The 12,162-nt window shown below is 30.3% G+C and carries 7 protein-coding genes; all 7 read right to left on the reverse strand.

The annotated features are described in order from the left end of the window. Positions 1 to 385 precede the first annotated feature (385 nt). Positions 386 to 1,246, reverse strand: a complete 861-nt coding sequence (locus tag GQR92_RS11165) for a T9SS type A sorting domain-containing protein (protein WP_158839539.1) — start codon at positions 1,244 to 1,246, stop codon at positions 386 to 388. Positions 1,247 to 1,409: 163 nt separating this feature from the next. After that, positions 1,410 to 1,583, reverse strand: coding sequence for a hypothetical protein (locus GQR92_RS17825; protein ID WP_199269129.1), 174 nt, complete (start codon positions 1,581 to 1,583; stop codon positions 1,410 to 1,412). 27 nt (positions 1,584 to 1,610) lie between these two features. Continuing rightward, positions 1,611 to 3,749, reverse strand: coding sequence for a T9SS type A sorting domain-containing protein (locus GQR92_RS11170; protein WP_158839541.1), 2,139 nt, complete (start codon positions 3,747 to 3,749; stop codon positions 1,611 to 1,613). A 338-nt stretch (positions 3,750 to 4,087) separates the two neighbouring features. Continuing rightward, a complete protein-coding gene (locus tag GQR92_RS11175) occupies positions 4,088 to 5,356 on the reverse strand; it encodes a DUF4998 domain-containing protein (protein WP_158839543.1) in 1,269 nt (422 codons plus the stop codon). A 29-nt stretch (positions 5,357 to 5,385) separates the two neighbouring features. Then, positions 5,386 to 6,594, reverse strand: a complete 1,209-nt coding sequence (locus GQR92_RS11180) for a DUF5000 domain-containing lipoprotein (protein ID WP_158839545.1) — start codon at positions 6,592 to 6,594, stop codon at positions 5,386 to 5,388. Positions 6,595 to 6,615: 21 nt separating this feature from the next. Then, a complete protein-coding gene (locus GQR92_RS11185; RefSeq protein WP_158839547.1) occupies positions 6,616 to 8,574 on the reverse strand; it encodes a RagB/SusD family nutrient uptake outer membrane protein in 1,959 nt (652 codons plus the stop codon). 4 nt (positions 8,575 to 8,578) lie between these two features. Then, positions 8,579 to 11,752 (reverse strand): SusC/RagA family TonB-linked outer membrane protein, encoded by a 3,174-nt coding sequence (locus GQR92_RS11190; protein WP_158839549.1) that lies wholly within the window; start codon positions 11,750 to 11,752, stop codon positions 8,579 to 8,581. Positions 11,753 to 12,162 lie beyond the last annotated feature (410 nt).

Below are 12,162 nucleotides of genomic sequence, written 5' to 3' on the forward strand. Positions count from 1 at the left end.
GTACATTAATTTAATTAGTTAAAATGTTAAAATTAAATAATAGACGACTTATTTAAAATAGATGATATTATCTAATAAATAGCTAATAATGTATGTCTTACGAAAGAAATAATGCTATTATACCTTAAATTCAAATTAAACTTTATGTAAAAATGACAAGTATAATTATCATTAAGAGAATGTTTGTTAATAAATTATTATTCAAAATTTTAACCGACTAAACATTCTGTTTTTTATATTATATTATTTTACTTTTCTTATATAGAACTTACTAAGTTACTTAACTAAATATGTTATTCTATCAAAATAACATTTAAACAAGCCTAAATTTATATAAAAAAACAGATTCATTTCTGAATCTGTTTTAACTTTTAAAAATAAAAAATTATTTTTTTATAATTTTTTTAGTAGATAGGTTTCCTTTATTATCTGAAAGTTTCATCATATAAATACCAGAAGATAAATTACTAAAATCATACTCTTCTTTACTATTTTTTATAACGTTATTGGTAACATCTTTACCTAAAATATTATAAAATGAAATACTTTCAACGTTAATAGAATTGTCTATTTTAACTTTAAAAACACTACTTGTAGGATTTGGATAAACCGAAATAGCATTATCTAATATAAAACTCTTTGTACTTAAAGGGTTAACATTTAATACGCGAAATTGATCTAAATAACCTAGTTGAAAATCACTAAGTATTCTACCAGCAGGTACATTTTCAAATCCTGCATCTGCATGAAATGTAATGTTAAATAATTTATCTTGCGTAAAGGAATGTGGACCGCTTGTGGTACTTTTTATCTCAAAAATAATTTCTTGCCAAGTATTTGCATTATCTCCTGAAGTATCGTAGGTGTTTATAGCTCTCAGCACTCCTGCATTTGTACCTATTTCTCCATCAGCAGATGAATTAAAACGTACAACTAAATCTGGCTGAACTGGGTAATTAACCATTACACTAAGAAATTTCTTATCGGTAGGTAAAAAATTAATATCAGGATCTACATCAATAATTGTTAAAGAATACCAAAAATCTGCATTAGCTCTACCAACTTGCAAGCAATTTGCTGTAGTATTTAAACCTGTTGGAAAAGGGTTTGCTACTATTTCGGTTGTTAATCCAAAACGTACTTCTGGGGCTGTTTCTCCAGAGCTTTCAAAATCATTTACCATAGTTTGTCCATTAGTAATAAATGAAATAGAAAATAAAAGTAAAAAAGTAATTTTTTTCATCATAAGTTAATTTAATTAGTTAGATATAAAAATAGTTAAAAGACAGCTTGATTAAAATAGATGATATTACCTAATAAATGGCTAATAATGTTTACGTTACAATTAAAAAAAACTTCAACTTTTAAAAGTTGAAGTTTTATATTCTTAAAAAATTATTAATAAGATTTTAAAAACCTGTACCAGGCCCCTCAGGTGTTGCACTTGCTGCTTGTGCTTTTTGTGGATTTAAAATCATATAAGTTCCTAATGCTGTTAATGCTGCATATTTACCGTAATTACCTATCTTTTTAATAGCGTCTTTACGAGTAATTTCTTTATTTGTTTCTCTATTTTTCTTCATAATATTAGTATTTAAAAATCTCGTAAATTATTCTAAAATTATTTTTTTATTTAAACGACCGCTTTCTGTTTCTAACTTTACAAAGTAAATACCAGAAGCTAATATTGGTAAAGCAATTTCTATGTTATTGTTTGATGTAAAATTAGAATTCATTACTTGTTTTCCTAAAGTATTAAAAATAGAAATAGTAGCTTTACCTGGTTGCAAACCTTTAATTGTAAGCATATTATTCATTTTCTTAAAAACTTGCACACCAGCTAACTCTGTAGACACTGTAGATAGTACGTTTGCTGTAGTTTTTAAAAAGAATCTTCCTGTACCATCTATACTTTCTTTTAAGGTAACTTTAAAATTACCTTCATTTAAATTCGTAAACGTATTGTTTAATCTATCTTCTAAATAAACATTAATTCCATCTGGTAAATTTAAGGAGCTTGCAGATATAGTTATTTCTTTCCCAAAAGATGATTTAATTCCAATAGGTACTACCATAGCATCATAATCTGAATTTGGTAAAGACTGTACGCTTAATTTTTTATCCTCATTAATTAATCCTGTATAAATTGATAAATCATATTCTACACCACCAAACAATGAACCATCAAATCCATTGTCAAAACCAGTTGAAGTACCTTCTATATAATATAGTTTTGTACTATGTATTGAGTTGTCTTGAGTTACTTTCAACTTTATTTCTGTAGTATTGTTAACACTCTTTAAAAAAGAATCTGTTCCTTGATGACTTAATTGACCTAAAAAGAACGCAACTTTGTTTGAAGCTGCAGAACCTGCACTTACAAAAAAACCTTGTCCTGGTGCTAATTCAAAATCTGTATCTAAAGGAATACCAGACATTTTTGTAACATAGCCCCCCATATTAACCCCCTCTTTATTTTCGTCCCAAAACCAAATAGTAGGTTCAGATAATCTATCTGCTTGAGCATTTCCTGTAAAGAAACCACCTAAATTATGATAAGACAAAAATGGATTACCTACATAATTAAAGTTATTACTTCCTTGAGAAATAACTACTTCTGTATAAGCGCCAGAGTAAGTACCAGTAAAAGAAACTTCAGTATTTGAACCTCCATTATCTAATTTTACACTTAAGCCAGTACCAGCAGGTATTGCGTCTGTACTAGTTGTGGTAAAGTAATTCCAAGCAGGTGTAACATTATTATAAGTTGATAACCCTATTCTATTTCCTCCAGAACCATCTGCAAAGTCATTTTCTGCTCTTAGAGAGGAAGCTGTAACTCCTAAAACTGGTGATGATAAACTATGCCAACCCTCTGTTAAACCAGCAGCTTTGCTTAATGTTCTTTTATAGGTAATGTTACCTGTTGCTGCACCACTAACAATTAAAGAACTTCCGTCTTTAATTGTTAAAATTGCTCCAGAAGCCACTGTTAAATCATCAACTGTTACTCCTGTATGTGAACTTATTTCAGGAGAAAACGTAGTACCTGATGGTATAACTACATTATCGGTTGTTACAGGAACAGCTTCTTTAGACCAGTTAGTAGAAGTATTCCAATCTGTTGATGTAGTACCTAACCAATTATTATCTAATGGATTATAATCTAAAACACGAATATTATCTACATAACCAATAGTAGGATTAGTAAGAACCCTACCTGCAGGTACATTATTAAAACCCATATCTGGATAAAAAACAACTTTATACATAGTACCATTGGTAAACGTATGTGCTCCAGTACCTGCGGTTTTAATTTCAAAAACCAATTCCTGCCATGTATTTACCTTACCAACAGAAGCATCATAAGTGTTTAAACTTCTTGTTATTAAAGAATTTAAACCCCTATCTGTGTCATCAGCTCCGGCAGTAGATACACCAAAATCTGGTGATGCTGGATAATTTACCATAACACTTAAAAACTTCTTTTCTGAAGGTGCTATTACTAAATTTGGATTTACATTAATGATAAAACTTCGCCACCATTCTACTGCTGCTGTTCTACCTACTTGTAAACAATTTTCAGATAAATTTAAACCTGCTTTAGTAGGATTTACAACAACATTTGTATTAAAATTAGTTGAAATTACTACAGGTTCGTAACCTAATTCAAAATCGTTTACATTAATTTGTCCGTGTATTAATGCTGTACTATAAAGTAACAACAAAAATGTAATTGTTTTTTTCATGATAATTAAATTTAAATATTTAGTTAAATTTAACATAAATGAAAACTCAAAAAATAGACATAAATTGAAATTACATGGACTATTATATCAATTTAAAAGATTAACTGTTAATTAATTACGATTATAATACAAATCAATAGAATGCTGTATCATAAAGAATAAAAAAAACTTTTTAATTTATAAATCTTAATGATAAAAAATCACCTTTTGTTAGTCTTTAAAATAAAAAATATTGCAATTAAAAATGGTTTTTTATTTTAATTACTTCCTTAATTATAAGATTGTAATTAAAACAAAAAACCATTTAAAAAATCTAATTGAATAGATATTTTTATATATTATTTTTTTTGCAAACTAAAAGAAGCAATTGTCATAAATCTATTAATATTTACTGGTGGAGCACTTGGCTCATTTGGATTAATACCATTTGTTAAAGCTAAACCTATTGCAATATCTGTTAAATCTTCTGTTAAAGTAAATTCAATTGTATATGTATTTGCTGGACCAGAAACTCTTGTAAAGGCTAATGTTTCTGAAGATGTTTCTACATCTATAACATCTGGTAATATATCTCCTAAAGTAGCTGTCATATAAACTTGGTCGTTTACACCATTATAATTATTACCTTCTGTTACTAATGTATAGGTATAGGTACCACTTCTTAATCTCATTTTTTGGTAAATTTTACCATTAACAATATTAGGTTCACCTCCATAACCAGAAACAAGATTAAATATTCCACCACCACTATTACTATCATAAACACCATAACCATTATGATTTAATGCACCTTCATTATGAATCCAATCTGTTGGTGTTCCATAACGACCTGTACCAATCTCTAACAATTTAAAAGGTTTAGAAGCGTTTTCAAAGTAAGGCGCTTCTGAAATAGGAACAATAGCTTCTATAACACTATAGTCTGTATAAAAAGTATCTATACTTGTAGAATCTGGCTTAAAAGAAGATCTATATTTAAAAGTATTTCCTGGATTAAAATTACCTAAAACTAATTGATAAGTACTGTCTGCAGGAATTGTATAAGATTTAGTTACATTATTATTATCTGTATATTCTAACTCAGAATCGATGATCCCAGAAGAGGTATCTACTGGAGCAAACTGAACTACTGCAGAATTATCTGCTATTTGCAATTCGCTTTTTACAAGAGGCCTGTTAATTATTGAATTTTGATAACGTTCTCCATACACTTTTCCTAATGTAAAAACAGGTACTGAACTATTTCCTTTATCATCAAAAGTTACAATCTCAAAATTGTACGTATTTTCTTCAAGGTTTTCAATTATTTGAGAAATATTCGTTGCAATTTGATTTTCTTGTACAGGAATAACTACACTGTCTTTTCTGCTAGCCCAATAAACTCGATAAGAGGTTACTTGTGGATCTGTGCTTAAAAAAGCATTTAGTTTCATTCTATTTTTACCTGAAAAAATCTTTACTGAATCTAGTTTTCCTGTATAGGAGATTTCACCACCTTCAGTATATTTCTTAAAATCGTCAGCTTCTACAGAGCAAGCATTTAAACCTATTACTAATACTCCGAACAGAAACAGTGAATATGCTATATTTTTTAACTTATTAATCATAATATTAATTAATTTATTAGTATTTATTATTATCTAGGATCTCCGTAAACTCTCATTTCTGCAATCGCTAAACGGCCACCACCAGCCCAATTTTTTAAGTTGTTAATTCTTAAATATCTATATTTAGGTGATGTAATAGGAATTGGCCAATTGAAACCATCTTGTGCAAATTCTAAATCTTCAGCATTTTGCTGTGTTAAAGGCAACCCAGAAGGTTTTACAACTTCATAGGTACCTAACAAATCCCAACTATCATAACTTCCGTCTGTACTTGGATTATTTGAACCCCAAATCTCAAAATTACGCATGTTAAATTGCCAATAATAAATATAGCCTGCTGCAGTTCCTTGTGGATAATCCCAGATTTTAACACGACTTATTTTTAATTCCTGTCCTAAATCTATAGTAAATGAATGAGGAGCAGGTGCAGAAGCATCTGTAATATAAATTCTTGGCCAGCCTATAAAATTATTATCAAATAATCTATCTAGACCGAATCCAAAATCATTTGTTGGAGCATCTCCTGGTAATGGAAATCCAGCATATTGTGTTCTTGGTATTTCTGTTTCAAAAATTGGTTTTACCGCTTGAAATAATGTATCTGAAGTATTTAAAAAACGATCACGAATTGTAAATGCAAAATCTCTAGATATTGTATCTAAACCTCTAACTGTTCTAAAAATTTCATCTGTACCTGTGTACACACTATTAGCAGTTGTTTCCCAATCTCCATTCTCATCTTTTTCCATTACTAAAATAGCAATATCAGCTCTTTCTGGATTTTTAGCTTCTAAAAACAAACCACCAAAATCAGGCCCCACTGAAAGACTTTTGTAAATATCGTAAATAGGAGAATCTAAAGGATTTACTGTTATAATAATTGGTGCAGATTCAATTTCGTTTCTACTTACTGTAACTAAACTTACTTCTCTAGGACCAGCAATAGAAAAACCATCGAGCTCTATTGTTTTTTTATAAAATGAAGACTTTACTTCAATTTCTTTACCAGTATCTAACTTATAAAGTGCTTTTACATATAGTAAATTATCATCTTTAGGTAGTGAATATGTAATTTTAGATTTACCTGCCGCATTTGTAACAGAAATATTAGTTAACTGCTCTGGTACAGTACTATTTTCACTTAAAGGTTCGTTAAAATTATCACTTTTATCACAAGAAGTTAATGTTGCGACTATACAAAGTATACATAAACAGGTTTTAAATATTAAGTATCTCATAATTTATTATTTTAGAATTGATTACCAACCTGGGTTTTGCTCCAAATTAGGGTTTTGTAATAATGTGTTTTCAGAAATTGGCCATAAATAATCTCTTGGTGCAACAAATCTTTGTAGTTCTAAAGTTTGTATTTGATAATATTCAGCTTCTTCAATTCCAGTAAAGTTCCATCCTTGAATTGGTTTATTTAATTCTTCAGCAGCTTTTTTCCAACGTCTTAAATCCCAAAATCTTTGTCCTTCGAAAGACATTTCGATTAGCCTCTCATGATGAATTATTTCCCTCATACCTTCTTTAGTGGTGTATTTTGATGGATTTACAGAATACGTAGACCAAGATGTAGCAACACCCTTTAAACCAGCTCTTGCTCTAACTAAATCTATATATCTTAAAACTTCTGGTGTTGGCCCAGAAGCTTCATTTAAAGCCTCTGCATACAAAAGGTATAAGTCTGCCAATCTTAGTTCTGGCCAAGCATAAGTTCTATAAGGGTTTTGAGTAGAATTCGTCATCCTTCTATCTATCAACTTCTTAATATAATATCCTGTAACATTGTAAAGTACACCCGCATTACTACCCGAATAATCGTTAAATTTAGAACGAATTACCCAAGTATCTTCATCTGATCTAGATGGACTATCGTCTTTATAAAAAGTACTCCCATCAAAACCTAAATTTGCATAAAAACGAGGCTCTCTATCAAAATGAATCCTAGCTGTTCTATATCCTTCTAAAATATTATAACGATGGTCTGCATCTCCAATTCTTAAATCTGTATCATTCCCAAAGTTTAAAGTTCTATCTTCATTCATAGGTACTCCATTTTTAGTGTAGTACATTTTAGCTATTTTTAATGGTGGTGATAATATTTTTTGGGCTAAAGTATGCGTGTATTCTGAGCTCAAAGGAACCATACAATAATACTGTAAAGCTCCTGTTCTACTATTTGGATTGGACCATATTACCTCTTGATTCCATCGCTCTGTAACAGCCTGTCTAATACTCATTTTAGTTAATGTAGTATCGGATAAATTAAACTGATTTTGAGGAAAGTAATACAAACTACTTCCTATAGCTTCTGCAGATTGAATAGCAGCTAACGCAGCATCTGCGGCTTTATTCCATTTTTCAGAATCTGATGTTGTGCTTATTAACTGCCTTCCTTTACTATCTGTAAAACCTGCATAATCTGGATTTCCATTAAATAAAGGGCTAGCTGCCATTGTTAATAATTTGGCTTTTATACCCAATGCAATTGGCCTTGTAATTCTACCTAATTCATTGGTAACATCTTGTATAGATTCTGGTAATTTTTCTGCAGATGTATCTAATAAATTTGATATATAAGTTACACAATCATCAAAAGGTTCTCTAAAAACATTTATTTCTTCTGTTGATGCTTCAATAGGAATATTCTTATCTATAATAGGAATTGGCCCATACATTCTTAATAAATAATAATGATAATAAGCTTTTAAAAATTGCGCTTCAGCAATCCAACGTTGTCTTTCTGAAGCATCTAAATCTCTAACATTATCAGTATTACTAACAGCTTCTATAAAAATATTACAATGTCTAATACCATCATAAATATCGTAGTTGTTCGATGGACCAGCACCATCTCTATTACCGTCCCAAGCGTTTTGAAAAACTGTACCTACAGCTTGGCTACCAATGGCTATTTGGGTACTAGGCATATTAGGAAGTGCAACATTATTTTTCCAAACTTCATCTCCTGATAACATACCTATGTTATAATTAATATCTCCGTTTTTTGGTATGTATGAATAACAAGTAAACAAGTATTTTTCGGCCTCATTTCTTAGTGTAAAGGCATTATCTATAGTTGCTACATTATCAGGAACTATATCTAAAAAACTATCGCAAGATTGAAAACTTATAGTTAGTGCCACAAACACAGCAAATACTTTAATTTTTTTAAAATACAAACTCATTTTTTTATTTTTTAAATTAATCATTTTTTTAAAATCTAGCTGTTAATCCAATATTATAGGTGCTTTGTATTGGATATCCTAATCCATTAGCTCCTTGTTCTGGATCCCACAAATCAAAAGAACTCCAAACCGCAACATTAATAGCACTTGCATATACTCTTAAATTTTTAAGTCCTAATTTTTTATAAAAATTTTCTGGAGCATTGTAACCAGCTTCTATATTTTTAAGTCTTAAAAAAGCTCCATTTCTCATCCACCAAGTTGATGTTTGATTGTTATTAACTTCTTGATTAGTACTTAGTCTAGGCCAAAATGCGTAAATATCTCTATTTTCTTCAGACCAGTGACTGTCTGCAATTGCTTGTAATAAACCACTTTCTGATCTTCCATTAATAAAAAATGGCTGAATTAATGATGGGTTTATAAAAAAGCTAGATCTACCAGAACCTTGAAAGAAAATACTTAGATCAAAACCTTTGTAACCTACTGTACCTCCAAAACCAAAAATAAGCTCTGGCACTCTTGGTAAACCAATTGGTACTCTATCTGTATTACTAATTACGCCATCTCCATTTACATCTCTATATTTAATATCTCCACCACGAACATCCCCAAACTGAGTAGGTGAATTGGCAACTTCTTCGTCATCAATAAACAAACGCTCTGCAATAAGACCATAAGTTTGTGCTACTGAATTCCCTTTTTGTCTTAAATAAGATAGTTCATCAGGATAATCAAGCTCTGCAAACTGTAAAACCTTACTTCTAGAGTAGGTTAGGTTACCACGTAAACTAGTCCACCAATCTCTACCAAACTGTTTATTATAATCTAAAGCTAATTCAAAACCTTGTGTTTGTGCTTCACCAAAATTAGTTCTAGGCGTAAGTTGCAAACCTTGAGTTGCACCCACATCTTGTCTTACCTGAAGTATATTTGATCTTGTTTGTCTGAAATAATCTGCATTAATTGTTAAAGAATTTAAAATTTCAAAATCAATTCCAAGATTTAATTGTTCAGAAGTTTCCCAACTAATATTTCTATTTGCATAACTTGTTGTTGATACACCAGGTCTAGAAAACTCAAAATCCTGACCAAAAGTAGCTCCATAAGTATTATCATTAAGATTTACACCAGCTAAATAGAAAAATCGATCTTGAGCTGTTCCCCCAATATCATCATTACCAACAGTACCAAAAGTAGCTCTAAATTTAAAATCTGTTAATACGTTTTTAACTGGCTCAAAAAATTTCTCATTAGAAACTCTGTATGCTAAACCTACTGAAGGAAAGAAACCAAATCTTTTTCCAGAATCAAAACGTTCAGAACCATTATAACCAAAATTGAATTCTACTAAATATCTACTATCATAATCATAAGTAAATCTACCAGAGAAACTATTGTTTCTTCTTGGCAAAGATGCTTCTAAAAACCCTGCATTTCCTGTTTGAAAACTTTGCAATAAGTTAACTAACATTCCTGAAACATTGTGTACTTTATTAAACGTTCTATTATAGTTTATAGCTGTCTCTATATGTATTCTAGCATCTATATTTTTTTCACCTGGACTGTAATCTAAAAATTCAGTACCTGCTCCTGCAAGACCACCAATAGCACCTTCACTACCATCATTAATTACATTTAATATAATTTCTCCGTTTTCTGGGTTTTTTCTTGATGAGTAATAAAAGGGGTTAAAACCTCTACTTACATCAAAGTATTGAAATCTTCTGATATAACCCATTGCTCTAGCACTTAAGCCTTCTGTTATAAAGTCTAAATCTTGTTTTAACTCTAATTGTACCTGAAAAGTTGAGTTTTTATATTCTTGAAAACCACTTACAGCTTCTGCATAAGGGTTTTGAGCTAAAACACCACTTCCTGGTCTTGTTTCTGCACCACCAAACATTGGGTGTGTTGTAAATGGTGAAAGTTCTGCTGGATAAATGTCTGGAAACAATACTGGATTTGAATACAAAGCAGAACTAAAAATACGTTGTCCCCCATTTACTCTTCTACCTTGAGCATCTCTTCCTCCAATTGGCCCTTTGTAATCATCAAACTGACCATACATTCTTATGATACCTTCTGTTGTTGGTGTTAACTGTAAATTTATGTTTGTTCTTATTGAATAATTTTGCAATTTTATATTATTATCCACACCATTTAAACTGTTTTGTTTAATTAAACCATTATCTACATTAAATGTACCTGCAACGTAATAACGAGCTTTTTCAGCACCTCCACTTGCACTTATATTAAATGCTTGGTTCCAAGAAAAATCTTTTATCAATCTATCTATCCAATTATTATTTGGGTATAATAAAGGATTATCGCCAGCTGCTGTTCTTTCAATTTTGTTTTGAGAGTAAGGCAATTGCGCTAAAGGATCTCTAGTTAAATTTGCTTCGTTTGCCAACTTCATGTAGGTAATGTTATCTGCCATTTTAAAGTTGTCTGTGTTAGAAGAAAACCTGTTCTCTATTCTAACGTCAAATTTAGCTGCACCAACTTTACCTACTTTTGTTGAAATTAAAACCACTCCATTTGCACCACGCGCTCCATATATAGAGGAAGCTGCAGCATCTTTTAAAACAGAGAAAGAATCAATATCATCTGGTTGTAATCTGGCCATATCTGTATTTGTAGATTCAATACCATCAATAAGAATTAATGGATTTTGCCTACCAGTTCCGAAAGAACTTAAACCTCTAATAAAAAAGTCGGAATTATCTGCTCCTGGCTCACCACTTCTTTGAAAAGCAATCATACCTGCAACCCTACCAGCTAACATTGAGGTAAGATTACTTGTAGGTGCTTGCAGTTCTGATGGAGTAATTGTAGTAATAGAACTTACCAAACTCTCTTTTTTCTGAGTACCAAAACCTACTAGTACAATTTCATCAAGTTGATTGTCATCATTTTCTAAAACTACATTTATTGATTTTTGATTTTTAACAGCAACTTCTTTCTTTTTGTACCCTAAATAGGCAAAAACTAAAACGGCATCTGTATTTGACACTGAAATTACATATTGACCGTCAAAATTTGTTGAAAATCCATTCGTGGTCCCTTTCTCTAAAACACTGGCTCCAGGTAAAAGGTTTCCTTCCGGGTCTTTTACAGTTCCCTCTATTGAAATTTGCGAAAACACAGTTTGGGCAAGTAAAATAAATAAGACGATTAGATGTTTTGTATTCTTCATACTTTAATATTTGGTTTGCGTTTATTATTTATTATGTAAGAAAAACGTTAAGTTAAAAGAATGTTTTTTATAAATACTTTAAGTATTAACTAAAATTAAGATTCAATTAACATCTCATTAACATAACTGAGTGCAATTTAGCATTTAGAATACATGAAAAAATGGATAAAACAACTAAAAACATCAACAAAAATACTTTTATATTAAAATTTATATAATTTAAAGCTATAAATATTAAGGATAAATTAATTTGATATATACAAACTGAATCATGTTTGTATGTAAAGTTTAAAGCTACTGAAGAGAAATGAGGTTTGTGAGGATTAGCTAGAAAATGCTGCCATACTAAATAAAAAGTAGTTCTATAATTATAATGCTTTTTTCTTTTCCAATGATAGATCAATCTAAAC

This window comes from Polaribacter sp. L3A8 (assembly GCF_009796785.1).
Taxonomy (GTDB): Bacteria; Bacteroidota; Bacteroidia; order Flavobacteriales; family Flavobacteriaceae; genus Polaribacter.